This is a genomic window from Paenibacillus sp. FSL H3-0321 (assembly GCF_038002865.1).
GTDB lineage: Bacteria > Bacillota > Bacilli > Paenibacillales > Paenibacillaceae > Paenibacillus_AQ.
Genome location: NZ_JBBODH010000001.1, coordinates 7206213 through 7232823, shown reverse-complemented (window position 1 = coordinate 7232823; position 26611 = coordinate 7206213). Strand labels below are relative to the sequence as shown.

At 49.7% G+C, this 26611-nt stretch carries 21 protein-coding genes and 1 riboswitch; of the genes, 7 read left to right on the top strand and 14 right to left on the bottom strand.

The genetic code is table 11. The annotated features are described in order from the left end of the window. Positions 1-373: 373 nt before the first annotated feature. The 8 genes from MHI45_RS31840 to MHI45_RS31805 form a co-directional block, all read right to left on the bottom strand. The gene (locus MHI45_RS31840) at positions 374-859 is read right to left on the bottom strand and encodes a GNAT family N-acetyltransferase (protein WP_341118584.1); all 486 of its coding nucleotides are present in this window, start codon (positions 857-859) and stop codon (positions 374-376) included. Positions 860-994: 135 nt separating this feature from the next. Beyond that, positions 995-2350, bottom strand: coding sequence for a glycoside hydrolase family 30 protein (locus tag MHI45_RS31835; protein ID WP_341118583.1), 1356 nt, complete (start codon positions 2348-2350; stop codon positions 995-997). A gap of 47 nt (positions 2351-2397) precedes the next feature. Further along, a complete protein-coding gene (locus tag MHI45_RS31830; RefSeq protein ID WP_341118581.1) occupies positions 2398-4050 on the bottom strand; it encodes a sugar ABC transporter substrate-binding protein in 1653 nt (550 codons plus the stop codon). An 83-nt stretch (positions 4051-4133) separates the two neighbouring features. Further along, on the bottom strand, positions 4134-5021 hold the full coding sequence (locus MHI45_RS31825) for a carbohydrate ABC transporter permease (RefSeq protein WP_341092161.1): 888 nt from the start codon (positions 5019-5021) through the stop codon (positions 4134-4136). Positions 5022-5035: 14 nt separating this feature from the next. Beyond that, positions 5036-5959, bottom strand: a complete 924-nt coding sequence (locus tag MHI45_RS31820) for an ABC transporter permease (RefSeq protein ID WP_341119138.1) — start codon at positions 5957-5959, stop codon at positions 5036-5038. A gap of 171 nt (positions 5960-6130) precedes the next feature. Further along, entirely contained in the window at positions 6131-7141 is a 1011-nt protein-coding gene (locus MHI45_RS31815; RefSeq protein ID WP_076112989.1) for a LacI family DNA-binding transcriptional regulator, read from the bottom strand. Positions 7142-7310: 169 nt separating this feature from the next. Beyond that, positions 7311-7910, bottom strand: coding sequence for an acyl-CoA-like ligand-binding transcription factor (locus MHI45_RS31810; protein WP_076112988.1), 600 nt, complete (start codon positions 7908-7910; stop codon positions 7311-7313). A 60-nt stretch (positions 7911-7970) separates the two neighbouring features. Next, positions 7971-10343: a PEP/pyruvate-binding domain-containing protein gene (locus MHI45_RS31805; protein ID WP_076112987.1), complete on the bottom strand. Its 2373-nt coding sequence runs from the start codon at positions 10341-10343 to the stop codon at positions 7971-7973. A 628-nt stretch (positions 10344-10971) separates the two neighbouring features. Here MHI45_RS31805 and MHI45_RS31800 point away from each other — a divergent pair. After that, positions 10972-11466 carry a MarR family winged helix-turn-helix transcriptional regulator gene (locus MHI45_RS31800; RefSeq protein WP_076112986.1) on the top strand — a complete coding sequence of 165 codons (495 nt, stop codon included), beginning with the start codon at positions 10972-10974 and terminating at the stop codon, positions 11464-11466. A gap of 192 nt (positions 11467-11658) precedes the next feature. Here the strand turns inward: MHI45_RS31800 and MHI45_RS31795 are convergent, their stop codons facing one another. Together MHI45_RS31795 and MHI45_RS31790 are read right to left on the bottom strand one after the other, a co-directional pair. Continuing rightward, a complete protein-coding gene (locus MHI45_RS31795) occupies positions 11659-12867 on the bottom strand; it encodes a mannitol-1-phosphate 5-dehydrogenase (RefSeq protein WP_076112985.1) in 1209 nt (402 codons plus the stop codon). A gap of 86 nt (positions 12868-12953) precedes the next feature. Further along, positions 12954-13634, bottom strand: a complete 681-nt coding sequence (locus tag MHI45_RS31790) for an HAD family hydrolase (protein ID WP_076112984.1) — start codon at positions 13632-13634, stop codon at positions 12954-12956. Between the two features lie 168 nt (positions 13635-13802). Between MHI45_RS31790 and MHI45_RS31785 the strand changes: the two genes are divergently transcribed. Beyond that, positions 13803-14081 carry a hypothetical protein gene (locus tag MHI45_RS31785; protein ID WP_076112983.1) on the top strand — a complete coding sequence of 93 codons (279 nt, stop codon included), beginning with the start codon at positions 13803-13805 and terminating at the stop codon, positions 14079-14081. Further along, a riboswitch (cyclic di-AMP (ydaO/yuaA leader) is annotated at positions 14065-14203 on the top strand. It overlaps the preceding gene by 17 nt. A 131-nt stretch (positions 14204-14334) precedes the next feature. Next, positions 14335-15471, top strand: a complete 1137-nt coding sequence (locus MHI45_RS31780; protein WP_439823184.1) for a KamA family radical SAM protein — start codon at positions 14335-14337, stop codon at positions 15469-15471. Positions 15472-15525: 54 nt separating this feature from the next. Here the strand turns inward: MHI45_RS31780 and MHI45_RS31775 are convergent, their stop codons facing one another. After that, positions 15526-16542: a helix-turn-helix transcriptional regulator gene (locus MHI45_RS31775; RefSeq protein ID WP_256718214.1), complete on the bottom strand. Its 1017-nt coding sequence runs from the start codon at positions 16540-16542 to the stop codon at positions 15526-15528. A 186-nt stretch (positions 16543-16728) separates the two neighbouring features. On the opposite strand from MHI45_RS31775, the gene MHI45_RS31770 reads away from it, so the two are divergent. Further along, positions 16729-17460, top strand: a complete 732-nt coding sequence (locus MHI45_RS31770) for a class I SAM-dependent methyltransferase (protein ID WP_076112980.1) — start codon at positions 16729-16731, stop codon at positions 17458-17460. After that, positions 17457-18578 (top strand): saccharopine dehydrogenase family protein, encoded by a 1122-nt coding sequence (locus MHI45_RS31765; protein WP_076112979.1) that lies wholly within the window; start codon positions 17457-17459, stop codon positions 18576-18578. Before MHI45_RS31770 ends, MHI45_RS31765 begins: the two co-directional genes overlap by 4 nt. A gap of 14 nt (positions 18579-18592) precedes the next feature. Here MHI45_RS31765 and MHI45_RS31760 read toward each other — a convergent pair whose 3' ends face one another. After that, positions 18593-19627 carry a HAMP domain-containing sensor histidine kinase gene (locus tag MHI45_RS31760; RefSeq protein ID WP_076112978.1) on the bottom strand — a complete coding sequence of 345 codons (1035 nt, stop codon included), beginning with the start codon at positions 19625-19627 and terminating at the stop codon, positions 18593-18595. After that, positions 19624-20298 (bottom strand): response regulator transcription factor, encoded by a 675-nt coding sequence (locus MHI45_RS31755; RefSeq protein ID WP_076112977.1) that lies wholly within the window; start codon positions 20296-20298, stop codon positions 19624-19626. The genes MHI45_RS31760 and MHI45_RS31755 overlap by 4 nt, the downstream gene beginning before the upstream one ends. Positions 20299-20441: 143 nt before the next feature. Between MHI45_RS31755 and MHI45_RS31750 the strand changes: the two genes are divergently transcribed. Continuing rightward, the gene (locus MHI45_RS31750; protein WP_076112976.1) at positions 20442-22802 is read left to right on the top strand and encodes an ABC transporter ATP-binding protein/permease; all 2361 of its coding nucleotides are present in this window, start codon (positions 20442-20444) and stop codon (positions 22800-22802) included. Positions 22803-23168: 366 nt separating this feature from the next. Then, a complete protein-coding gene (locus tag MHI45_RS31745) occupies positions 23169-23573 on the top strand; it encodes a hypothetical protein (RefSeq protein ID WP_256718288.1) in 405 nt (134 codons plus the stop codon). A gap of 95 nt (positions 23574-23668) precedes the next feature. Here MHI45_RS31745 and MHI45_RS31740 read toward each other — a convergent pair whose 3' ends face one another. Continuing rightward, complete coding sequence (locus MHI45_RS31740) at positions 23669-26050, bottom strand: transglutaminase domain-containing protein (RefSeq protein WP_076114392.1); 2382 nt, start codon at positions 26048-26050, stop codon at positions 23669-23671. Positions 26051-26611 lie beyond the last annotated feature (561 nt).

Genomic DNA, 26611 nt, shown 5'->3' with positions numbered 1-26611 from the left:
TTTATTTATTTATATTACTTTTATTCTAAATATAGTTCAATCTCAAAACGCGCACTCAGGTACATTGTCATAGTGCATGTTATAATTTGTGACCAACATATTACATTAAGCGTTTCCAAACAGGTTTTGTTCAGGTTTTCCGCGTGATCCCGGGAGCAGATCGCATATGTTTCTTGACATATTTCACGAGAAATCCATACATTCACTGCGTTAAGCACGCCTCAGTTATTGTCCCTTCTGTGAACAAACGCCGATAACCCGCTCTACGATCCTTAATCAAATGCAAAAAACCTTCTGTGTGATCGGCTCTTAAAGAGCACAAATCACAAGAAGGTTAACCTGCAGCAACAACTAGCACTCAATCAAATTGAATCTACATCTCCAGCAACAAGAACATCATTTCGTGTTCTTCATTGTTATTTACGAACTCCCCTGCCGGCTTAAAGCCAACACTGATATATAAAGCAATAGCCCGCTGATTAAACGCGGCCACGCTTAATCTGAATCGCTCAGGGCCGTACATCCGCCGGGCAAATTCCATACCGGACTCCAGAAAATCGCGCCCTTTGCCTTCTCCGGTGAGTTCCGGCTTTAAGCCAAGACCGATATCGAGCACCTTGTCACCTATGTACAAACCCTCACGGATTCCAACGGGAACCTGCGCGTTGCGCCCGTAACAGAAAAACCCGGCCAGTTCATTCTCAGGGCTGATCACAGCATAATAGGAGCCGTCCAGCAGTTCTTGAATGTCTTCAGGATCGTCAGACAGATTGTACATCGCATACGGCGCTTCATATCTCCATTTCACGATTTCCCGCGTATCCTGCTCTTCTATGAGCCGGATTGTATAATGCAGCATCTCATCTCTCCTTTACAATAAACAGTTGCTTATCCTCTACCTGAGTTTACACGGTTTACGGTACAGAAATAAACCGGCGAGATATTCTCTCGCCGGTTCGCTCCCTAAGGATCCGATAGGATCGCTTCTGCTCGCTTATTCCACGCTGTCGCTGATCAGGATGGACAAGGCACTCTTCGCCTCCAGACGGAAGGTCAGCACCTCTGTTCCCTGCAGCTTCACAGCAACATTCTCCGCCTTCCCGCTGTCATTGAACAGCACGGCAGCAATAGACTGGTCCGTATTCTTGAAGGCTACGGAACGAATCACCTCTTTACCCGAAGCGGATGCAATGCGTACCGCCTGCGGGCGGATAATTTTGCTGAAATGAGCCAGCGCGTAATAATCCAGTGTATACACCAGCTCCCGGGTCTGCTGGTTGACCTGCACGATTCCGCGGCAGGTGCTTGTGCCAAAGCCTGGGACCGTAGGGCCGTTATGTTCATCCAATGCCATATTCCACAGGATAAACGATTTGCTGTGATTGTTGAGAATTTCAATCCCGGTCCGTATGACATTCGAGAAGGCTTGCTCAAACGGCGGAATCCATTCTCCCCCGGAGCCTTCAGTAAAATGCACCTCTTTGCCGGCAAAGGCTTCAAAAACCTCCGATTGGGCCGACGGTTTTCCGCCGTACCAGTGCCAGGCCACACCGTCTACCTCTTCATTCGCCTGCTCTAATACTGTCAGCGGATAGTCGGGGCGGTCCCAGTTGTGATCATAGCTAAGAATTTTGGTCTCCAGCTGATGCGCTATAAATGCGGGTTTTAAATGATTTTTAATAAAATCGATTTGTACCTCGGGTTGCATCAGCATGCTTGGATAATGTGCCGGTTCATATAAGGGTTCATTTTGCGGAGTGACCGCATAAATTGGCAGCCCTTTGTCACCATAGGCCTGAATGTAACGCACGAAATAGTTCGCATAGGTGCCGTAGTGTTCTTTTTTCAATTGTCCGGCTTTCATCGATCCATTCGTTTTCATCCAGCCGGGAGCACTCCAAGGTGAAGCAAACAGCTTGATTGCCGGATTCAGCTTCAAGGCCTGCTGCAATAAAGGGATGATGTCCCCTTCATCATGAGCCACTGAAAAACGGGTCAGTTCCGGATCGGTTTCCTGTTCGGGCAGATCGTTATAGCTGTATAAGGTTCGGGCATAATCGGATGCCCCCATCGGATTTCTTAATACAGACAGGCCAATTCCGTCCTGCGGATCGAACAGCTTGGTCATGACCTCTGCTTGCTGCTCCGCATCCAGCACCTGATGGATCAGATAAGCAGCCGAATCCGTAAAGGAAGCACCGAAGCCATCCATCTGCTGGTAGGTTAGGTTGTCGTCAAGATCAACTACACTAATCTCCGCTCCCGAATCAACAGGCATCAGCTGCTCCGGAGACTGTTTCTGAAACAGCTCGCCTTCTCCCTTGGACTGGTAAATCAATAGCTCACGCATGTGTTTCCCTCCAGTTTCTATATTTTGGACTTATGCTTGCTCACAGATTATTTGATGCCCAATTTTTCTTTGTTCAGCTTCATCTTTTCACTGCGGATTTCCACGATCTTATCCCAGCTGTTGGCATCCAGGAAGGATTTGTAGCCGGCAAGGGTATTGTCGAACTCGGCTTCGCTCTTGGACCGGATCATGCTTACCAGCGCTGTGTTCCAGTTCGTATTGATTGCTGTTAATGCCCGTGCTTCCGGGGTACCCTGGTCAGGGTTAATGTTCTCAAGAATGAAATGCGGTTTCAGCTTGCCTTTGCCCCATTCCTGCATTTGTTTAATAGATTCAGGGAATGCGTCGTCGCTGATAGATTTATGACGGTCATGCCCGAAGAACATAAATTCACCCATCCGGTAATCTTTCTTGAATTTATCCGCATTGTTGAGCTGCAGGTCTTTAATGGCAGGCAGCAATTCCACCTTGCCCTGATCGTTTTTCTTATAGGTTTCGCCTTCAATACCGTAGTTCATCAGCATCTGGCCTTCTTCGCTGAGCAGGTAGGTGAACAGCTGAATGGCTTTGGCCGGGTCCTTGCTGTCTTTAGTAATGTAGCTGATCATCCAGCCGGTAATCCCGGACTGATTCAGGGTTGGCTGATTTCCAACAGTGCTTTGCGGACCGTCAATGGCAATATACTCCTTGCCCGGGTTGCCGCTCATGAAGATTTGCAGATTGCCCCCTTGCTGAGGTGTGCCGTCAAGGAAAATGGTAGCGTATTTGCCGGATTTCACTTTTTCCTCAAAAGCTGTTCCGTCATCGGCAAAGCTGTCATCGCTGATATTCCCGTCCCGGTAGACGGCATTAAGCGTTCTCAGCCAAGCCAGATAATCTTCATCCAGATTGCGGTTGTAGAATCCGCCATTGCTGTCTTCCAGCGGCACCCCGATAAAGTCCTGCAGCACATCGCCCAGGGATCCGCTGCCTTCACCGATAGAGTTGAAGCCGAAAGGAATCATGTCCGGGAACTGTGTTTTGATTTTGCCCAGTACACTCTTGAATTCTTCCGGGGTTCCCATGCTTGGCTTTCCAAGTGCTTCGTATACATCCTTGCGCACAATAAACGCTGTTTTGGCCGGGATGTTACCGCTGTCATAATCGGCTTGTGTATTGGAATAGTTCGGATAGCCATAAGTTTTTCCATCCTTCAACTGGAACCAGTTCAACGTATCCTGGGCAGCAACCTTATTGAAATACGGATCATATTTTTCGGCCAGATCATTTAACGGAACGGCCCAATTTGCAGCTTTTTGCACGATTTGGGAGTTCGAGTCAAAGATGGTCAGCAGATCCGGCATTTTGCCGCCGGCAAAAAATGTGTTTAATTTGGTATCGTCACCGGTAATGAATTTAATATTAATATTCAGATCCTCTTTGATCTTCTTGGTCACTACATCTTTGCCGAAATCGGTGTTCCACCAGTCTGCATTCACGTACCAGGTAAGCTCAGTGGTTTCTTCCTTTTTGTCCAGCGTCCATGCCGGTTTTTCCGGGTCTGGTGTGTAACGGTCTTCTATGGATACCATGTTATTTTTAGATCCGCTTTTGGAATTGCCGCCTGATCCGCAGCCGCTGACTACCAGCATGACAGCCATCAGTGAAATACACAGCTTGAGCCCTTTTGTAGCGAATGTTCTGTTCATCTTTTTGTCCATTGTGTAACCTCCCATTTTTTGTAAACGCTTACTTGAGTCTTCACAACTGTCTGCTTTTTTCTCTACAGCTCTGCAAGTGACCTCTACTCTTTTACCGCCCCCATCATCATGCCAGAGATAAAGTACCTTTGTAGCAATGGATACATTACAACAATCGGCAAGGTGGTAATGACAATTGTCGCAAGTTGAACCCCTTTGGTGGTCGTTTCGATCACAGCTGATCCTCCGATATTCTGCATGGATTGCGTTTGAGACTGCACAATAATTTCATACAGCTTCATTTGCAGCGGATATAAGTTTTGATCGGTAATATATAGTTTGGTTGTCATGAAGTCGTTCCATTGTCCGACACCGTTGAACAAGGCAATCGTAGCCATAGCTGGCATGGACAGCGGGATGAATATTTTGAGAAAAACACGCCAATCGCCAGCACCGTCGATCTTGGCTGATTCTTCAAGCGAATCCGGCACATTTCTGAAGAAATTCATCAGTATGACAACATCGTAATAGCTGAAGAGTGCGGGAATAATGTAGACCCAGAAGCTGTCGAGCATGCCCAGGGATTTGATCAACAGGTAGGTTGGAATCATCCCGCCCGAGAAAAACATGGTGATGACACCCATAGCCACGTACAGCTTGCGGCCGCGTAAATACTTTTTGCTGAGCGCATAACCGACCATCGCACAGAAAAATACATGGGTAATGACGCCGATCAGCGTTTTGGACACCGAGATAAAAAACGATTGCCAGATGCTGCTGTCCCGGAAGACAGCCCGGTAATTTTCCATTGAGAACTCTTTGGACCAGAAGATAAATCCGCCTTCCGCCAGCGCCCGGCCTGAACTGAGTGAAGAAATAATGACATTCCACAAAGGGACTAGAATAACAACGGTAACAAGCACTAGCAGCGTTATATTAATGGCATCGAAGATTCGGCTGTCGAGATCTTCCTTAACCGCCTTTCGATTCATGGGAAGGCCTCCTTCTATAGGACTGATTGATTGTCATTCAATTTGCTGGTAATCTGGTTGGCGGTCAGCAGCAGAATCACCGATACAATGGATACGCCCAGCCCAACGGCGGTAGCATAGGAGAAATCACCCTGTGTCATCCCCATACGGTACACGTAGGAGTTGATGACTTCCGCTTTAACCCGGTTTTGCGAATTCATGAGTACGAGCGTTTGATCCAGATTTGATCCCAATAAACCGCTTACAGTTAAGATCAGATTTAGACTGATAATCGGCTTCATGTTAGGCAAGGTAATATTCCAGATTTGTCTCATCCGGCCTGCGCCATCAATTTTAGCTGCTTCATAATAGGTAGGATCGATCTTGGACATGATGGCCAAATACAGAATCGTTCCCCAGCCTGCCTCTTTCCAGATATCCGACAAGGTGGCAATCCACCAGTACTTCCCGGCATCCAGCAGAATGTTCTGCGGCTTCGAGATAATTCCCAGATTAAGCAGCAGCTCGTTGAACAGTCCTGTAGTTGAGAACCAGGTAATCAGCATGCCGCCGAGCACGATCCAGGACAAAAAGTGCGGCAGATAGGAGATGGTCTGTACAAATTTCTTGAAACGTCCCATGTTCAATTCATAAATCATAATGGATAGAATGATGGGAATAACAAAACCGATGGCCAGCTTCAGAAAGCTGATTCCCAAAGTGTTGATGACCGCGTCCCAGAAGTATTTGTCGGACAGAATGATTTTGAAATTATCGAATCCTACCCAAGGAGCAGTATCCAGCGTATCAATGACCGTGTAATTCTTAAAAGCAATGGACAAGCCGTAAATCGGAATGTAGCAAAAAATAATCATAAAAATAATGCCCGGAAGAACCATGGACTGAATCTCCCATTGCCTCTTATAATCAACCACGAATTCTTTGATCTTTTGCCCCATGGATCTCTTCCCGGCTGACGGTATGGTGGCTAATTTATTCACATTCCGCACTCCCCTCGTATGAAAGTCCAAGCTATAAAAACGTTTTTATTTTTGACCGTGAAAACCCCCTAGCACATAATTATAAAAATAGACCGGAATTGTTGCTCCCTTGTTGCCCTCTATCTCTGCTTAATTCCGGCCGATCTTCACTTGACTAGAACCCCGCACGACCAGTTCCCCGGCCAATTTCTGTGCCTGTCCCTGCTCTTTCTGCTGAATCATGCGGACCAGGTGGTCTATAGCCATAATTCCTTGTCTGGCGATCTGATTGCGCACCGTGGTAAGCGGTGGTGAATAATACGGAGCGATATCAATATCATCGAACCCTATTACGCTGATGTCCGAGGGGACTTCGTAGCCATAGGTCTTCAATGCCTGAATACATCCCATCGCACTCACGTCATTTCCGGCTAAAAAGGCATCGGGTATATCGTCAGGATTGAGGTGGAGATAGGATTTCACGGCAATATAAGTACTTTCTTCCTCAAAATAACCTTGCAGAATATACTCATTCTTAATAGGCAGCTGTGCCTCACGCAGGGCGGCCAGATATCCTTCCTTACGCTGAACACTGTCCAGCATCGTATCTACCCCGGATATGTAGGCAATTTTTTTGTGCCCGAGATTGATCAAGTACTTGGCAGCCTCATAGCCAGCGATATAGGAATCGAATATTACGCTGCCCATCGTTTCGTTCTCGATCACCCGGTCCAGGAATACTGTCTTGATCTTGTCTTTCAGCATCACGTTGATGTCATCGTCATCAATTTTGAGTTCTTCGTAAATAATGACCCCATCCACGCGCCGGCCCAGGATATTGCTCATAATCACTTGTTTATCCTTGGTAACAAACACATTCAGTCCGTATCCTAAACGGTCGCACTCACGGGCCATGGTTTCAACCAGCTTATAAAAATATGGACCCGTAACACTTGTAGTGAAGAACCCGAGCATTTTGGTCGTACCGGACTTTAACAGCTTGCCGTTCAGGTTCGGAATATAATTCAACCGCTGAGCAACCTTGAGCACATGGGATTTGGTCTCCGGACTCAGCACATCCACATCATTTAATGCGTTAGACACGGTAGAAATAGAGACGCCAGCCTCTCTGGCAACGTCCTTGATTGTTATCTTTGCCATGAAATTCGTCCTTTGCTATAAAAACGTTTTTATAAATTTAAATTATCATAAAACCGTTTTCATTTCAATAGCTAATTTGAAAACATTAACAGCCCTCCGGCAAACCGAAAGGCTTGGTGAAACCCTACTTCTCCACAAAAAGAAAGCACCTCAAAATAGAAGTAGTTGCTTACAACGGCAGTCCATCCTCCAGCTTGCTCAGCGCTTCATCCAGCACTGCCGCGAAATCCTCTTCCGGGTGTTCTGCATAATGAAGCATGACCGAGATGTTCACACCGATGACCGCTCCCGCAAAAGTGCGAACTGCGAGATCATTCGGCTGACGGCCAACACGCCCTGCTACCATCTCCGCGATCAGCTGCATCATCTGCGTCATGCTGTTCATCATCGCTGACCACAGCTCGGGAATCGCAATCACAAGCTGATTCCGTTCGCGCATCGTAGCCAGCTCATCTTCAGACATATCAAGCACCTCGGACATCATGGCGTTTTTGAGTGCCTGGAGCGGACTAAGTTCGGACGGCTGTGCCTCAAAGGCAGACACGAGCAGAGGATCATAATTATCACGGGTCAGCACATCCTCCTTACTTGAGAAGTAACGAAAAAAAGTGCTGTAGGAAATTTCAGCAGCTTCGGCAATCTGTTCCACAGTGGTTGATTTATAGCCTTGCTCACGGAACAGCCGCAGCGCATGCCGTTGAACCTCTGCCATGGACTTCGCCTTTTTACGTTCACGCAATCCCATATTTCGTTTCCCGCCTGTAGGCATAGTACACACATCCTGTCCTGTTAGAATTAACTTGTAATGAATTCTTCCCTTATCTCCGTATCAGTTCACAATAAGTTCTACTACTCCCTGTCCCCCGTCCACAATAACACGGTCGCCGGTCTTCAGCCTTGCTGTCGCACTGCCGCAGCCGACAACAGCCGGGATCCCCAATTCCCTGGCTACGATAGCCGCATGTGACAACGGCGCACCGATGTCGGTTATAATGGCCGCAGCTCTTGGAAACAGTGGTGTCCAGCCCACATTGATCGTCGAAGCCACCAGAATTTCACCGGATTGAAACTGCTCTCCCTCTTCCGGTTTGGCCATTACACGCACCTGCCCTTCAACCCTTCCTGCAGCACCGGCAGAACCCTTCAGCCTTTCGGCATAAGGGTGTTCAGATAAGAGAATCGGTTGGGAAGCATCGTAGTAATCCAGCCGCCGGTGCGGGTCCTTAGCCCACTTGAACGGTTCGAAACGTCCCCGGAGCATCGAAGGCAGCGGCGGCAATGACTGATACCTTGCATACGTCTGCTTGCGTGCAGAAAAATATTGTACAGCAGTCAGATTGCCTGAAGCAAGCCAATTCAGAATCTCATCCAGATATAGAAAAAAGACATCCTCTCCAATTCCCGCAAGCTCACCCGCTTTAAGCGCAAAAGCGCGGTTCACCCGCATCGTTCGGGTCCATTCGGAACGGACGGTTTCCCGCAGCCGCGGGCCCTCCGAGGCTGCCTCTATCCGCCGGGCAATCCGCTTGGCCTTTGCCGGATACTGCCGTTCGAACGCCTTCAAGGCTTCTCCGCTCCGGACCCGCTGTCTCTGCAGGATGTCCTCCACGTCCATAGGGGCCTTGCGGAACTCAGCGATCTGCTTGTCCAGCCACGTATCGTCTTCTCCCGGGTCAGGATACGATAATTCCATTTCATTCGGTCCCCGGTGGCCATACTTCACAAGGTATTCCTTCCGGCTCATTTCTCCCTTTATTACTCTGGATATTCCGATCAGCGGTCCCAGGCTTTCCAGCTGGGCGGCTTCCCCGGCGTTGGACAGCAGCATATTGGCCTTTTCTTCTCCGACCGCCTCGCTGAGCTGCTTATGCAGCTTCTCAAATTTCTGCATTTGGGCAGAGGGTGCTTCCAGTGCCGACCACAGTGCCTTGACATTCTGCGGCCACAGCTCCTGCCTCCAGAGCGACAGCAGTTCCTCGCGGGTTGTTGCAGCTTGGAGGCGGGTTGTCAGCCGTGTGCACCACTCTGGTGAATCATTCAGGAACTGCGGAAGGGTTCTAACGGTCTCGCGAGTTTGTTTCATACTGTGCATCATCTTGGGAAGCACTGTCTTGAGCAGCTCCCGTTTGGTAAATGGATATACCGGCAGTACCATGCCTTCAGGAAGCTCTCCAAACACCCGGCTCATTTTCTTCCATATCGACTTGGTGTTCAGTCCAAATGCCGAGAACATTGATACGGAAAGACTAACATTAGTGTACACCCTTCCGCAAATATTGCCGGACATCACATAATGTCCCGGAATAATATTGTACTCTTCATCCAAGGAGCGCAGGATAGACCAGGTCAGAGGTGTTAAGACACCGGAGATGGATTCGCCCACATTGGTATTGGTCCAGAGAAAATCACCGGCCAGCGAGTCGTTGATCTCGAATGTATTGCGGTTTCCCGGGTTCAAGGTCGTAACCGGTCTCGTCTGCAGGAGGTAGACCCGCCCCTTTGCGACCGCCCACTCGATATCTTGGGGAGCTCCCAGCTCCTTCTCCAGCCGGCATGCGTACCGGTATAACTTGACTGCATACCGCTTGAAATCTCCCGGGCCTTCATATCTGCCCCGGTTCCTTGCGAGTGTGAAGGAATATGCGTTGCTCTCCCCTGAAACTAACTGCTCTCCCAGCCCATAGACATAATTCCCCGGCAGAACCGTGCGGCTGCCTGTAATGGGGTCGGCGGTGAACAGGACTCCGGAGATTTCCGAGTGAATCATCAGCTGCACTACAATGGCAACCTTATGGGAGGAGTCCATGTCCTGCATGGAGCTGTAGACTTGAACCCGTTCGCTATCCTTTGATTGATAGACCGTGTACATAGCTTCGCGAATCTGTTCGTCTGTCTCCACGTCCAGCACCGTTTCGAATTCCCCGGCAAAAGATGCCTCCGCCGAATCTTCACTTAAGGCCGAAGATCTGACTGCAAATCGTGCATTTCTATATGACATGCGGATTTTCCGCAGCCTGGCTGCACTTTCAGTCCAAGCCTCTTCCTTTAATTTATCGCCTTCAAAGGCCGAAGGAAAGACAACAAATCCCTCCGGCACAGGATAACCGGCCTGAAGCATTCTGGAGAGCATCGCTCCCTTACCTCCTGCTTCGACGTATTGCTCCGGGCTTAGCTGGGCGAATCCTCGGATCATCTGTCCCATATTCAATTGCTCCTTTTGATATATTTGAAACTTTATTTAACTTGAAACTTAGTTTCTTTTAATACTTTATTCCATTATTGTGTTAACCGTCAAGCTTTACTTCATCAATATATTGAACTTATAATTCTTCTATTTTGGGATTGGCCGTGACTACAGAGAATGTTTGGACTTCCGGCCGCTGTTGTCTCCCGATTTCTTGATTTATACCGCTACTTGCGGTTGAAATCCGGAGAAAAAGGCGGTCGCTATCGCTCCTACAGTTCCAAAATCCCCCTCCGCCACTTATCCCTAAATGTAATTCTCAAGTTCAATCTATTTAGGTAGTTCTTCAGTTCAACTGATATAGTTGATTAATTTCACCAAACAAAAAGAGACGTCCCTTTAGCCATGAAATGGCTGCTTGGGACACCCCTCGTTTGGTGAACAGGATAGACATGAGTACTTGGTGCGAATGCTCCGCGACCGGACTGTTGTTCCAATCACTGTGGTCCACACTATTTTGAACTTATTTTGCAAAATATCAACGGTTTCGATAGAATAAAATTAATTTATTACGTGCCATCAAATATTTTAAGATTGTAATATCTAGCCCATCGAGATATTAACATTCCAGAAGGAGGGTTGTCTTATGTCAAGTCATGAACAAGATCAACCTACGGAGCTGCAGGAACAACTCACCCTACTCATGCGTGGACTGGGAACCCGAACGGTAATCTATCAGCAAAACGTAGCCGCTTCCCTCGGGTTATACAATAATGATTTTTTATCCGTAGACATTCTGCGTGAGAAAGGTCCGATTACGGCCGGGGAACTGTCCAAACTGACCGGGCTGACCACAGGCAGCGTTACTGCATTAATTGACCGGCTTGAAAAAAGCGGATATGTCCGCAGGCAAAATGATCCCAATGACCGCCGCAAAGTGATTATTGTCCCGTTGTATGAGAATAAGGAAGAGGTAAGCAGCACCTACCTCAAGCTTCACTCAGAAATGCTGAACCTTGCTTCCTCGTATACGGCAGAAGAGCTTGAACTCATCACACAATTTTTGGGCAAGGCAAGTACGGTTCTGGAAGACCAGATTTATCAGCTTAGCTCTGCTACACTCAGCAAGCCCTCTTCCTGAATCCTCTGCTGCCACAAGCGGAAACGGCTTTGCCGTCTTCAAAAGGACGATATCCAGCGGTCGAATGGCCCGGGATATCGTCCTCTTTTCACATGCGGGATTGCTGCAAAAGCCATCTTTGCTTATTAAAACGGCAGGCCGGCATAAGCATTATGACTCGGTCTGCCGTTGATATGCGAATTTTTGGACAGCTTAGCCGCGTAGAATTTGAACCATGGATTCAAAGCCGCTGCTGGCCAGATGAGGATGTCTCAAGCAGGCTCTCCGGTATGCCTTGAGGATTTCGCCGTGAAGCGGATGTTCGGCCGGAACCCCTAACCGGGAGGCAAGCACTGCGCTTAAACCGGCAGTCCGAATTTCTTCCTGGAGAAGCACAGCTTCCTGATCATTAGGGTCGCCATAGAGAAGTGCGGAAGTAATGGCCGACACCAGATACGAGGTCTCTAGACCAAGCTCATGGGCAAGCATAGCAGGCCGCAGCAGCCGGTCGTTTGGTGAAAGCTTGCGAAGCGGGGAACGGGCTACGCGCGATATTTTATCGTTGAAGTTCGGGTTGATGAACCGGTCCATGATCTTATGGATATATCTGTCGTGCGCCGCAGGATCAAAACCGTATAAATGGACCAGCAACGCGCCGGTCTCCTGCAGCACTCCGCGGACACGGTCCTTAATTCCGGGGTCGGACATCGCCTCCTGAATGCTGGAGCAGCCCTCCAGGTAACCAAAATACGCTGCGCTGCAATGCCCGGTATTCACCGTAAACAGCTTCCGTTCAAGATAGGAATCGAGGGAGTCTACATAATGGACGCCTTTGATTTCCGTATAATCAGCGATTAATTCGCTGCGGGGAATGACCCATTCACTGAACGGCTCCACTACGATTTCCAGCGGATCTTTATGCGTCTGTACTGGAACGATGCGATCCACCATAACATCGGGGAAGGCGACACAGCGGTCTGCACGCCCCTTTAAAGGCTGCTTTAAATGGCGGTAGACCAGATTTTTAAGCTTTTGGCTGCTCCCAACGCCATTCTCACAGGCAATAATATGAAGCGGCTTCGGATAGGCGTTGCTGTTTAGCCTGTTCTCGATACCCTGCGCGATGGCTCCGGCAATGTCCTTCAGCGCTGTTAGCCCGACCGCTGTCGTCACGATCTCAGCCTCTGCTACAGCTTGGGCCACCTGTTCCTGATCCTTCAGATGAAGGGCGGTTACATTCTCCACAATAAAGCGGTCCCGCTCATCATTGGCAAGGGTAACAGGATAGCGCCCCCGTTCCTGCAGCTGAGCGATTTTCAGCCTATTTCTTCCGACAAAACAAACCTCATAACCGGAGTCTGACAGCACTGGGCCGATAAATCCCCGGCCAATATTGCCCGCTCCAAAATGTACGGCTCTCAAATCGGTGTCCCCCTTAAGTAATTTCAGCTCTTTATAATTTCACAAATTATAGTTGTTATACGCAGAAATTAGTACACTGTAGTGTTTTATACCTGCACACCAGAGATTTCGAAGCAACTCCGGGAAACTACGTGATCGAAGTCCAAAAGACTCAGGCTTTCGGTCTGGTGATGCGGCATATCAAATTCAAGAAAGCGGGTAATGGCATTCGGGATCACCACACAGAACATTCCAGCAGCAGCTGCAGCTCTTGCGCCGTTTGGCGAATCCTCAATAGCGACTGCCTCATGTGGTTTAATGTCAAGAGAGGACATGACCTGGTTATACAACTCCGGATCAGGCTTCACCTTCTCCACATGATCCGAGGTGCGGATGCTCTCGAAATAATCGCGTATGCCCAGCAGCTCCAAATGCCGTTCCACCCAGTCCATAGAGGAGCTGGAAGCAAGGCCAATCCGCAGTCCGGCGTCCTTGGCAGCATCCAGATATTGCTGAATTCCCGGCCGCATCTGTTCCAGCTCCATCAGCTTGCTGTGCCTCTGCTGGACCGCTGTTCTGAATGCCATCCGGTCGATAGGCAGCTTAAGGTCAGTCATCAAATATTCGTAGGGATTAAAACTGTTAAGGCTGGTGCCTATGCAAGTAGAATACTGTTCCAGCGACAGGTCTACCCCATGCTCTCCATAGGCTTCGCTAAAAGCGGTGTACCAAGCTGTTTCCGTGTCGATAATCGTTCCGTCAAAATCAAATATAATCCCTTTGATCAAATCAACCATCTCCCTCGCAGTAGTCCGGTAAGCTAAGCTCACACAAAATCGTGCAATTCGCCTCCAAAAATGCTTCCGGCTGGCGTCTGTCTGTAAAAACCATAACAAAGGTTTTCTGGCCGCGTCAACCGGGGCAGCTTATCTTCCATCATATGAGGGCGGTTACAATTGCACAAAAACGAAACCGGGGACAAGCCTAAAAAAAGCGTTTTCCCGGACGCTCCTGTTTGCACCAAAAAAACAAAAAAACCTTTCTGTACAAAGGATTTTGCGTATCTATGTCTTGCGGCCGGGACTCTGCGTATGATGCGTTTCAAGAAGACCGGCAATCCCACAACAAAAAAAATTTCTACTCTGCTGATTGGGCTTGGTCCCGTATGCCTTGCCGCGGGCAAGTTTTGCTTTGACTTTTCAAAACTTTCCGGGTTATACTTTATCTACGCTTAATTTCCAGCCTTTGGGCAGGAAAGCGGGGGAACCAGTCTTTTGGGGCGAATCATTCACAGAATGTAGGGTACCATCTTACCCGAGTCCGTCAGCTAACCTCGTCAGTAGTGGATGGGTCTGCTTTTTTAGGTATATTCATAACCAGAGACCCTTGCTAAGGGTCTCTTTTTTGTATTCTCATGACCCTGCTGGCAGCAGTTTGGCTATCGACCTCAAGGCTCCCTTACTTCTCACACTATGAGACCAAGGAGAGATGCAAGTGCAAAAGGTAAGGTACATAACGGATATCAGCAAGGTTGCCATGCTGTCTGAAACGGAGAAAGAAAAGCTGAAGGAGATCACCGGCAAATTCGCCTTTCGGGTCAATGACTATTATCTGTCGCTGATCGACTGGGACGACCCGGGTGATCCGATCCGCAGGCTCGTCATTCCAAGTGAAGGTGAACTTGCGGAGTACGGCTGCTGGGATGCATCCGATGAGGGAATGAATTATGTAGTGCCGGGATGTCAGCACAAATACAGAACAACGGCCCTTCTGATTGTCTCCGAGGTGTGTGGAGCTTACTGCCGCTACTGCTTCCGCAAGCGCCTGTTCCGCAATGATGTGAAGGAAGCACAAACCGATGTGGCTCCGGGCTTGGAATACATCAGGAATCATCCTGAGATCAATAATGTGCTGCTTACCGGCGGAGACAGCCTGATTCTCTCTACCTCCAAGCTGCGCTTCATCATCGAAAGTCTGAGATCCATTGACCATGTGAAGATTATCCGGCTGGGCTCCAAAATCCCCGTATTTAATCCCATGCGCATTTATCAGGACGAAGAACTGCTGGAACTAATCCGTACCTATTCATCGGAGGACAAACGCATTTACGTCATGGCGCATATTAATCATCCCCGGGAAATTACGCCCGAAGCCAAACAAGCATTCAGAGCACTTCATAATGCCGGGGCAATCGTGGTTAATCAAACGCCGGTGCTGAAAGGCATCAACGATGATCCGGCGGTACTCGGAGAACTGCTCGACCGGCTGTCCTGGGCCGGAGTCACTCCCTATTATTTCTTCGTGAACCGGCCCATTGCCGGCAACCGCGAGTTCGTTCTGCCGCTGGAGCGTGTCTACAACATTGTTGAGGAAGCCAAGGCCAGAACCTCAGGTCTGGGTAAAAGAGTCCGTCTATCCATGAGCCACTCCTCCGGCAAAATCGAGATACTGGCGATTGAAGACGGCAAGGCCTATCTGAAATACCATCAGTCCAGAGCGCAGGAGTACGGCAAATTTATGATCCTGGAATGTCCACCGGATGCGGAATGGTTCGATGATCTTCCCGGCAGCGAGAAGCACTGGACCCATCCTGCTTCCACTTCCCAGATCCCGCAGCTCCTATAAAAGCCAGCACAGTCCCCTTGTATCAGCATCGGGACTGTTTAGCGTGCTTACCGGCTATTCCATCCCCTGTGAGAACAGCTTGCTGATGAGTGCTCTCCGGCTGGATACGCCGGTCTTGGAGAAGATCGATTTCAGGTGATCCTGTACGGTGTACGCAGAAATATGCAGCGACTCTGCCAGCTCCTTCGTGGATAATCCCCGGGACAGCATCTCGGCCAGCTGCTTCTCCCTGGCGGTCAGCTGGCAGGCATCGGCCAGCAGCCGGAAGATCTCCGAGGACTTGGCATAGACAAAGGCAACGGCCAGCTCCGTCTTCCCGCCGCTTCCTTCAAGCCTGCTGGCCGTAACTGTCAAGTAAGCCCCATCCTCGACACGCAGGCATAATTTCGCCTTGGAAGGCAACCCTCCTGGTTCCGTATTCTCGCCAAGTGCCCGCAGGCATACGGCGTTGACCGGCCGGGGAAGAACTCCGTGATCCAACCGTTCCAGCTGCTGCAGACGACTCATCCAATATTGAGCCGCACTATTCGCGCTGACCGGAAGCAGCTGGTCCGTCAGAATCATGATTCCACTGTCCTCCGGTGCGCTATCCATCCGTCCCAGAGGGGGCTCGGAGGCATAGCTGCGGAGTGCGCCGGCAATCAGCGGAACAACAGATGCGATCACCGCACACTCCCGCTCCTGAAAAGGAGGTTCGTGCTGTGACCGGAACAAGGTTAAGAACCCCCAGCAGCCACCGCCTTCAACCAGCGCAGCCCGGAGCTCGTCTCCCAGGCCCGCAGGCTGGAGTACGTTGCGGTAACGTTCACTCCGCCCGGGCTGCCCTTCCGTTACACCGCTTAAACAGGCGACCGGCACTGCCGCTGCGGCCAACTGCTCATACTTCATATAATCCTCATGCAGATATTCATATTCAAACAGCTGCGGGTGCAGATCCTCAAGACCCTGCTCTGTGATCGCCCCGGTGGACAGCAGCGTATGCGGGTCCACGGTAGTGCAGCAGGCAGCGGTAAACGGAATGTACTGCCGCAGCTTGGAGATTACCGCCTCCCTGTATTGCGGAGATGTCATTCTCATCTCCTGCCGGTTGATTTCCAGCGTCCTCAAGCTTTTTAGAACCTCGCTCATCCTGATGTCCTTTCCAAATCCCACATATGTGGGATAGCCTATTCCGTGTTTAATCCTGATAATTAGTAATAATTCTTATTATATATCAGGAGAACTCACATTCAAGCTATAGAGACAGGAGCAGATATCATGCAAGAGAAACATTTACATCATGCCAGAGACTGGGAGCATCCCGATGTTCAGCATTACGAGACAACAATCGCTGCAAAAATACCGGGGTATCCTCTGCTCTATGACATCATGGAGCAATTGCTGAGTGCACACCTCGGCGGTGAAACTCCGGCAGACCTGCTGATTGTCGGGGCCGGAGGCGGACAAGAATTGATAACCCTCGGCGCACAGCATGAGCACTGGCGGCTCACTGGCATTGATCTGTCAACGGCGATGCTTGAGCTTGCCCGGCAGCGGATGCAGCGCACGGAGCTGGCCGCTGAAATCACTCTCCAGCAGAGCACGGTTGATGAACTGGATAAGAACAAGCTGTTTGACGCTGCCACATGCATGCTAGTGCTTCACTTTGTCAAGGAAACCGGACAGAAGCAGCGGATGCTGGAAGAAATCCATAGCCGGCTTCAGGAGGGGGCGATACTGGTTGTGGCAACCTTAAGCGGGGACGTCCGTTCTATCCCCGGGTCCTTGCCGCTAAAGGCGTGGAAAAACCACATGCTGGCTGGCGGGATTTCCGGGCAGGAATGCGAATGGTTCGAGCATTCCATCGGTGAAACCTCCTTCCCCCTTCCGGAACATGAACTTCTAACGTTGCTCGCAAGCAGCGGGTTCTCCGGTGTCACCCGCTTTTTCAGCTCCTATCTGATAGATGGCTGGTTCGCTGTGAAGCACGGAAAAGAGGTTGCGAAATGAAAACAGATATAGTGGTTGTCGGCGGGTATGGCCATGTCGGCGCAGAAATATGCCGGCTTCTGGGAGAACAGCATCCTGGAGTGGTATATGCGGCGGGACGAAGCCTGGAACGTGCGGAACAATTCTGCAGGACGACAGACGGCAAAGTGAAGCCGCTGCGGCTTAGTGTGGGAGAAGCGGTAGATGGAGAACTGCTGAAGCGGACCAAGCTGGTGGTCATGTGCCTGGATCAGCAGGATACCGCGTTTGCGGAGGCTTGCCTGCGCAGCGGAACCCATTATGTCGATGTGTCGGCAAATGGGGAATACTTCCGGCTGCTTCAGAGCCTGGGAGACACAGCAGCCGAGCTCAAGGGTACAGCTGTTCTAAGCGTGGGGCTTGCTCCCGGCTTAACCAATCTGCTATCCCTCAAAGCGGTGAATGAACTGGATACACGTGAGCGCATCGACATCTCCATCATGCTGGGTCTGGGCGACAGTCACGGCCAAGCTGCCCTGGAATGGACGGTTGATAGTCTCGGCTCTGCCTTTGAGCGTGTGGAGCAAGCACGCAAGGTTGCCGCAAGAAGCTTCACGGAACGTAAGCAGGTGAATTTCGGAGGTACGCCGGGAACGCGCAAGACTTACCTTTTCCCTTTTTCCGATCAGCAGATCCTGCCCTATACCTTGAAAGTCCCTTCTGTCGCTACACGTTTATGCTTTGATTCCCGGGCGGCCACCTCCGGCATCGCTCTTATGCGAAAAATTGGCTTAACCACCCTCTTCCGCAACAAAGTCATCCGCAAGCTCACGGTCCAGGCTTTCGGCAAACTTCGGCTGGGTTCAGAACAATATGCCGTCAAAGTCGATGCTTATGGTGTTCGGGGCGGTAAAGCTGTTGTCATGGAAGCCGGTATCGAAGGAATGCAGGAATCCGTAATCACTGCCAGAGTGGCCGCCGGGGTTGCCCTGAGTGTATATGAGGAAACCCATCCGGCGGGAATACATCATATTGAGCAGCTGTTCAAGCTTCAGGCAAACGGTACGCAGCTCTCCTTGAGTTCAGCAGCCGGGGCCTCCGGCAGAGCCGATTATCCCCTTGACGGGCTTACGTTCTGGTCCGGTATCCGCTCGCAGTAAGAGGTTCCCGATCTTTATCCTCTTGGCAATTCAATGAGGAATGTCGAGCCCTGGCCCGGCTTGCTGCTCACAATAATCCGTCCCCCGCACAGGTCGACAATCCGTTTGGCCAAAGGCAGTCCGAGCCCGTTCCCGTAAGAAGCCCGTGCTTTGTCGCCCTGGTAGAACTTTTCAAAGATATGCCGCTGCACCTCCGGGGTCATGCCGATTCCGGTATCGGTAATTTCAACACTCACGTTCTGGGGGGATTCGGTCAAGGTGACGGACAGGTTCCCGTATTCTCTTGAGAATTTTACCGCATTCCCCAGAATGTTAATCCATACCTGCATCAGCAGCTCTTCGCTGCCATAGAAGCCAGTCTCTGCCAACTGAATCTCCAGATCCAGCTGTTTGCCGCTCCACTGCGGCTCCAGGAGAAGAAGCGCCTGGCGGATCTGCTCATCCAGACTGAACTCTGTTTTTTCAATGATGATTTCCTGGTTCTCCAGCTTCGACAGCTTCAGAATATTGTTGGTCAGCATGGATAATTGCCTGGTGCTGCTAATGATCTTGCCCGCGTATTCCTCTCTCTCCTCGGCCGGAAGATCCGAATTCTGCAACAGTGCAGCATAGCCCTCAATGGCTGTGATAGGCGTCTTGAACTCATGGGATACATTCGTGACAAAATCGGTTCTTAGTGTTTCAATCCCTTGGAGCTCTTGAACCATCTTATTGAAATCCTTGGCCATCTCCCGGAATTCTTCAATCTTAATATTCTCGTACAACTGAACATTAAAGTTGCCTTTGGCGACTTCCTTGGTTGCTTCTCTCAGTCTGCTGATGGGAAGCAATATTTTTTGCCCGATGACGGCAGTGATAAGCGTTCCAGTAAGGATCCCCGTAAGCAGTACCGCTGCCAGAAATCCGAAGGCGTGGAATTGGCCCGGCTCGATTATTGTGAACCTCTTTATAATGAAAATAATAGTCATCATAAACACCGCAGAAGACAGCATGATCATAAATACCAGCATCACAAAGGCGAACCATAAATTGCTGAACCTCTTTTTCATATATGCTTCACCGCCTTATACCCGAGTCCCCGGACCGTTACAATCTCAAACTCCGTATATTCCCTGAAACGTTCCCGCAGCCGGTTGATATGCACATCCACTGTCCGGGCATCTGTCTCCGTATCCATCCCCCAGATTTCATCCATCAGCTGCTGCCTGGTAAATATTTTGTTTGGATAAGCAATCAGCTTATATAGCAGGAAAAATTCTTTCTGCGGGAGAACCGTATTCTCCCCATCTCTGTAGACCGTTACAGAATCATAATCGAGGGTCACCCCGCCCACAGTCAGCTTGCGTTCATTGACAATCTGCGCCCGGCGCAGCAAAGCCCCCACCCGCAGTACCATCTCATTGATATCAATCGGCTTCACCATATAATCGTCCGTGCCGACAAGGAACCCTTTCTGCTTGTCCTGAAAGCTGTCTTTGGCAGTAATGATCAGCACAGGCAGATTGTTATTGGATTGCCTCAGATGCTCAATCAGCTCGTAACCGTCCACTTGAGGCATCATAATATCAGAAATAATCAAATCAATATATTCCGCTTCCAAAATATCCAGTGCACTCTGGCCATCCTCTGCTGCAAGCACCCTGTACCCATGTTTCCCAAGCACTGTACAGATCAGCTGGCGCAACGTCTCATTATCTTCCACAACAAGTATAGTAATCATGAAATCACCTGCATTCTTTAGCCTTTGAATAAATTATAGTCTTTCCCTGTAGCCGGAAGCCAGTTGATGTTCAGTTCATATTCGTATGATATGCTGTCAGCAATTCATCAAGCTAGCTTTATTTGAAAGGAAGGTTTACAGATATGCTGCAGCTAAAAAACATCAGCAAGAGCTACACGACAGGAGATTTCACACAGGTAGCGCTCGATAAGGTCAGCCTCAATTTACGGGAAAATGAATTTGTCGCCATCCTGGGTCCCAGCGGCTCGGGTAAAACCACCTGCCTGAACATCATCGGCGGGCTGGATCAATATGACAGCGGAGACCTGATCATTAACGGTAAATCCACACAGAACTTTCAGGACAGCGATTGGGATGCTTACCGTAATAATAGCGTCGGCTTCATCTTTCAAAGCTATAATCTGATTGCGCATCTGAGTATTATGGACAATGTCGAGCTGGGAATGACCCTCAGCGGTGTCCCCGCAGCCGAGAAACGGCACAAGGCAAAAGAGGTGCTGGAGAAGGTTGGCCTTAAAGATCACCTGCACAAGAAACCGAACCAGCTGTCCGGCGGTCAAATGCAGCGTGTAGCCATCGCCCGGGCGCTCGCCAATGACCCCGACATTATTCTTGCCGACGAACCTACAGGAGCGTTGGATACCCAGACAAGTGAACAGATTATGGAGCTGATCAAGGAAATCGCCAAGGATAAGCTGGTCGTTATGGTTACGCATAACCCGGAACTGGCCCGGAAATACACAGACCGGACTGTGGAATTCAGAGACGGTAAAATCATTTCCGACACCGATCCGCTTCCTGACCAGAAAGTAAGCTCTGACTACAAGCTGAAAAAGACAGCAATGGGTTTCTCCACAGCGCTCAAATTGTCCTTCAAAAACATCATGACCAAAAAATGGAGAACGACCTTAACTGCTTTCGCCTCCAGTATCGGTATCATCGGGATTGCCTTAATCCTGGCCCTCTCCAACGGCTTCAATAAACAAATCAACAACTATGAAGCGGGTGCGCTCTCCAATTTCCCGGTGTCGATCAGCCAGTCTGCGATGAGCTTTGACCGCTCGGAAACTGCGGCAGATGATGCAGCAACCAGCAAGGAGGAGTACAGCGACTCGCAGGAAATCTATCCATACGATCCGAGTGCCAATACCATTATGCACACCAATGTTCTGACCGAAAAATATCTGGACTTTGTGAAGCAGATTGATCCAGCCCTGATCGACGGCATCTCTTATGCCCGTAAAGTGAATATGAACATTCTAAAATCTGATGGTAAAACGGCAACTGCCATCAATACAAGCTACTTCTCCTCATTCCCAAGCAAGGCCGGCGGTGCTCCCGGAAGTTATCTGGAGAACTATTACGACCTGCTCGCCGGTTCGTTTCCGTCCAAGGATACCGACCTTGTGCTGATCGTGGATGAATACAACCAGCTGAATGTTGCTTCGGTGGAAGCGCTCGGCCTGGATTATACTGCGGACAGCATCGGATTTGACGATATTGTCGGCCAAGAGTTTAAGCTGATCCCGAACGATCTGTACTATGTAAAATCCGGTGACCATTTCGTGGTCAATGGAACGGCTGCCAACTTAAGCGATATGTATAACAGCACAGATGCCATTCCACTTCGGATTGCAGGAATTATCCGGGCGCAGAAGGATTCTCCGATGTCCACTATGGCTGCCGGGATCGCCTATTCCGACGACCTGGCGCTCCGCTTCATTACCTCCGCTCAGGCTTCCAAGGTGGTAAAGGCCCAGGAGCAGGAAGATACCATTAACCTTCTGACCGGCGATGTGTTTCCGAAAACCTCTGCTCAGACAGAGATGATGCCTGGTGCCCCCATGATGCCAGGTGGAGCAGGCAGCAATACGGCTCCTGTGAAAGAAGATGTTCTGGCTGCTCTGGGTGCAACAAGCATCCCGGCTTCGATCTCCATCTATCCGAAGGACTTTGATTCCAAGGAAGCCATCGTGGAATATCTGGACAAATGGAATGAAGACTTGCCCGAGAGTGATATGATCGTATACACGGACATGGCGGCCATCGTTACCGGCCTGACCGGCGGGATTATGAATGCCATAACACTTGTACTGATTGCCTTTGCTTCGATCTCGCTTGTCGTTTCCATGATTATGATCGCAATTATCACCTATATTTCTGTACTTGAGCGGACTAAGGAGATCGGGGTGCTACGCGCATTAGGCGCACGCAAAAAAGACATCACGCGTGTCTTCAACGCAGAAACCTTTATCATCGGTGCCTTTTCCGGGGTTCTGGCGATAGGAATTACCTATCTGCTGACCATCCCGGCGAACATCATTATTAAATCGCTCACAGATCTTTCCAATGTCGCCCAATTAAATCCGCTGCATGCCTTGCTGCTGATCCTCATTAACGTGGTGCTCACCATGCTCGGCGGATTCATTCCGGCCAAGCTTGCCGCCAAGAAGAATCCGGTAACGGCGCTGCGCAGCGAATAATCACAACCTACTAAGGGGTGCTCCGACAACCAGAAATGGTTACGGAGCGCCCCTTTTGTATTCACTATATTACTTGATTCTTGTAAAAAACATGCTGACGAACAAATGAAATTAAAGTCAAACGGTTAGAACTTTTATCGAATAGGCAGACAGAAAAAGGACATCCAGCCTTGTTGGAGAAATTGTCGTTTACCAGACCGAAATTTCCAGATAAAGGTTATTTCCCATTCATTGTGTATCAGCAAGCCCTGGAAAAGAAGCCTCTTTTCGACATTCTAAAATTGCTTCGACTCTCTGCCTAAAACAGCCGTATGGGGAATAAGCGGGGCGATAGATAAAGCGACAACCAAAGTAGAAGGCCCGTTTGTGGCGATCAATGAATGGACGGACAGTTCGGGGAATTCATCCGCTGGAGACAAGCCGGAGGACGGCTTTCAAATAAGCGGTCAAACTGTAAAGCCCTTGTATAATATGTATGACGCTGAAGGCGTAGATTCTAGAACGTTCACGTATACGTCTGAGGGGGAGACGATATTCTCGTTCTATAACGGAATCCCTGAACCAACCGATTATTCGGGAAGCATCCGTGTTACCCTCGATGGAAAAGAGATATTGACCGGCTCTGGAGAAGATCAGCGGAGTGATCCTGATCTATTCCCGTCGATATTCAAGATTCCTCTCGAGCTGGGGAACGAGCTGAAGATCACCATTGAGGGGAACCAAAAAGTATGGGATGTCGGGTATAAGCGGATGCAATATTCTTGGAACTAAGTTCATAGCCCAGACTGCAATTTGTTTCTTCTGGAAAGTCAAAAGGTAAGCTCCGCTGCAGAGCTTACCTTTTGGCATTTCTATAGGGGCCAGGCTTACAGCTGAACCGCCACGTAGCTTCCGAATTCAACCATACCCGCTTTGTCCAGCTTGGTTGCATCATATTGCTTGATGACCTCGGCGGTCTTCTGCATCAGCTCTGAACTGTCTGCATCGGCCAGAACGCGCAGGACCACCAGGGTCTCCCCATTCTTCAACTGTTCGGCCAATTTGGTCTTGTACGCTTCCATGGAATCCACCTCAAGCCCTTGCGTCACATAATAATCATAGGCATTGCTGGTGGCCTGGAACAGGGACAGCTCATGGTCCAGCCAATAAGCCTTGTCCATCGCATACTCTACATCTGTGGCAGTGGCATCGCTGGAATTGTAGAGCAGATAGGGAAGTCCGCTATTGGTAGCATTATTGGTCGGATCGACATTGACCCATTCCGCGCCGATTTTCACTTTGTTCCAGGCGTGATTCACGCCGCTCATGGTTCCTGTGATCACCATCGAAGGGACCTGGGACAGGTCAGCGAGCAACTGGAAGGTGTGTGCATAGCTCATACATACGCCAACTTTTTTGACCAGAATGCCGTAGGTACTGAAAGAATCATTGAATTTGGCATCCACACTCTTGAACTGCTGCTCCTTGGCATTCTCCAGCGCGGCATCGTCATAGGCGGTATTGTCATTCAGATAATCGTAGATCGCCATCTGCTTCTCATCGGCGCTCATACCGTCCTTGAGTGTGGCGGCGATCACTTTATCTGCCTCTGAGAGGATCTCACGCTGTTTGGACGCAATGACCTCGGCTGAATCATCGTACTCCACATGCAGCGTCAGGTTCTGATAATCGTAGCCGTAGCTGCGGAATCCAAGAATGAGCGGGTTCTGATAGACTACTTTTTCCACTACATCGACCAGGGTTCGCGCATTCTGCGCCTCCGGGAAGGCCAGAAGCGAAATTTCGGTCTTTCCGCTGATCAGTGACAAGGCGAGATACTCTTCCAGCGCAGAATCGGCATGAATCAGGTCCGCCCGGATCGTTGAGGCAGGCACGGCCTGCTTGTTCCCCTCATCTACCTTGCTGCGGGTATTTTCCTTCTGCCGGTCAATGGCATTATCGCCGGATTCGCCCGCATTGTCGTTGTCAATGATGGTCGGAACATCAGGGGCAGGCACATACTCCGTATTATTCTCCGGCTCCACATACCCTTGATTGGCCCCTTTGCTCTGGGCGGCTGCAAGACCTGCAATATCGGCATCCGTCAACTGCGTAACCTGTACGTATCCCTTGAGCGCTGTACCTTGAATGGAGTATGGCACATCGGTTGGACCGGACTGCTGAATCGTGATGGAATCCGTGTCATATATCACAGTCCCCGAGGCTTTGGAGCCGTCAATGAACTGGACAGGTACAGTCTTGGGCAATTCGGCAGCGTTCTTGAACAATTTCAGGTTGATATTATCCTCGGAAGCTACGGTGCGCGGCAGCAGCTTGGACAGCGACACGGTATCCACCGAGCGGCTGAACCTGGACTCTTTGCCTCCCTGAACAGCGGTGACATAATATTCACCTTGCACATTGTTGTTCTGAAGGCTGGTGATGGTCTCATCCACAATGCCGAGCGCACCGCGCCCGTCCTTCATGAAGTCGTTATAAGAAGTGCCGGGCACCGTCGCAATCTTCAGCGGACGCTGATTCGCATATCCTTGCTCCGCCCCGTTCAGCGCCTCATTGGTATTCTCCATCGTGATATGCGAAGCGCTGTAAATATTGTAGCTCTCTGCGCCCGGCACCTCATTCCATACGAGAGTCAGTCTGCCGTCAGGGCTGATGTCGGCATCCAGAGTCGGTGTGGGCAGATCCGATTTCACCGTAAACGGAATGATAATCGGCTGCTTCAGCGGAGTAGGCGATTTGGCATCCAGGTCATAGTTGAGCCGGATGTAGTACACGGGGGCGTTCCCCCAGGAGCTGCCTCCGGCTTCGCGCAAGGAATCGGAAGGGAGTACGCCGAAGCCGAGCGGCTTGATGGAGTATACGCTTTTGCCACCTACAAGCTGTGAGTCTTCAAGGGTCCCTACCTTGCTCTCCGGCAGTGCCTTGATATCGGTATGTACGGACAGCGTCTTGCCAATTGCCTCTGAGCCAAGATCCGTATTGAATCTGAAGATAAATTCCATATCCTGCTCAACATTATACATAGGCATGATGCCCGGATTGTTGTCAGTATCGTATTTCTGCTTCAGATTATACACCGTCTGCGAAGCGTCCGGCGGAGGGTTCCCTGAAGGTTTCTTCGTTTCTGCAGCCGGACTGGCCGTCGGTGCGGGTGAAGGCGCTGGACCGGCTTCCTTGCCGCCCCCCATGCAGCCTGTTAGAATCATACACATGATGAGCATAATCATTGCCAATTGTTTCACTTTCACTAACGTCCTCTCCTGTCTGGGTTGTCTTAATGAGGGTTATGGTGCGTAATCCAAAATTACCCATTACAAAGCACAGGAGATATATAACCCATTTGGGAACGATTAAAACAAATTTGGGATATTTTATATTTAAGTTATATAAGCAGAGGCTAACGAGGGGGCGCTGAGTATTCGCGGCAATTCATGTTAAGCATAGAAGGTTTTAACTCACATCTCTATTATTGACTTGAGTCTTGTAAAAAACATGCTGACGAACAAATGAAATTAAAGTCAAACGGTTAGAACTTTTATCGAATAGGCAGACAGAAGAAGGACATCCAGCCATGTTGGAGAAATTGTCGTTTACCAGACCACAATTTCCAGATAAAGGAGATGTCCCATTCATTGTGTATCAGCAAGCCCTGGAAAAGAAGCCTCTTTTCGACATTCTAAAATTGCTTCGACTCTCTGCCTAAAACGCCTGAACGGCCTAACACACTACAGCTCTGTCTTTTTCAAAACATTCAAGTCGATTTCGCAACACTTAAGTATATTACAAAAAAATTAAAAAATGCCTGTAAT

Bases quoted from the DNA above. Each gene is read 5' to 3' on its own strand.
- MHI45_RS31775 (WP_256718214.1), bottom strand. From the start codon at position 16,542: ATGACATCTCCGCAATACAGGGAGGCGGTAATCTCCAAGCTGCGGCAG.
- MHI45_RS31805 (WP_076112987.1), bottom strand. From the start codon at position 10,343: ATGGGACAGATGATCCGAGGATTCGCCCAGCTAAGCCCGGAGCAATAC.
- MHI45_RS31750 (WP_076112976.1), top strand. From the start codon at position 20,442: ATGCTGCAGCTAAAAAACATCAGCAAGAGCTACACGACAGGAGATTTC.
- MHI45_RS31810 (WP_076112988.1), bottom strand. From the start codon at position 7,910: ATGCCTACAGGCGGGAAACGAAATATGGGATTGCGTGAACGTAAAAAG.
- MHI45_RS31825 (WP_341092161.1), bottom strand. From the start codon at position 5,021: ATGAATCGAAAGGCGGTTAAGGAAGATCTCGACAGCCGAATCTTCGAT.
- MHI45_RS31820 (WP_341119138.1), bottom strand. From the start codon at position 5,959: ATGGGGCAAAAGATCAAAGAATTCGTGGTTGATTATAAGAGGCAATGG.
- MHI45_RS31780 (WP_439823184.1), top strand. From the start codon at position 14,335: ATGCAAGTGCAAAAGGTAAGGTACATAACGGATATCAGCAAGGTTGCC.
- MHI45_RS31815 (WP_076112989.1), bottom strand. From the start codon at position 7,141: ATGGCAAAGATAACAATCAAGGACGTTGCCAGAGAGGCTGGCGTCTCT.
- MHI45_RS31800 (WP_076112986.1), top strand. From the start codon at position 10,972: ATGTCAAGTCATGAACAAGATCAACCTACGGAGCTGCAGGAACAACTC.
- MHI45_RS31765 (WP_076112979.1), top strand. From the start codon at position 17,457: ATGAAAACAGATATAGTGGTTGTCGGCGGGTATGGCCATGTCGGCGCA.
- MHI45_RS31760 (WP_076112978.1), bottom strand. From the start codon at position 19,627: ATGAAAAAGAGGTTCAGCAATTTATGGTTCGCCTTTGTGATGCTGGTA.
- MHI45_RS31755 (WP_076112977.1), bottom strand. From the start codon at position 20,298: ATGATTACTATACTTGTTGTGGAAGATAATGAGACGTTGCGCCAGCTG.
- MHI45_RS31830 (WP_341118581.1), bottom strand. From the start codon at position 4,050: ATGGACAAAAAGATGAACAGAACATTCGCTACAAAAGGGCTCAAGCTG.
- MHI45_RS31835 (WP_341118583.1), bottom strand. From the start codon at position 2,350: ATGCGTGAGCTATTGATTTACCAGTCCAAGGGAGAAGGCGAGCTGTTT.
- MHI45_RS31840 (WP_341118584.1), bottom strand. From the start codon at position 859: ATGCTGCATTATACAATCCGGCTCATAGAAGAGCAGGATACGCGGGAA.
- MHI45_RS31770 (WP_076112980.1), top strand. From the start codon at position 16,729: ATGCAAGAGAAACATTTACATCATGCCAGAGACTGGGAGCATCCCGAT.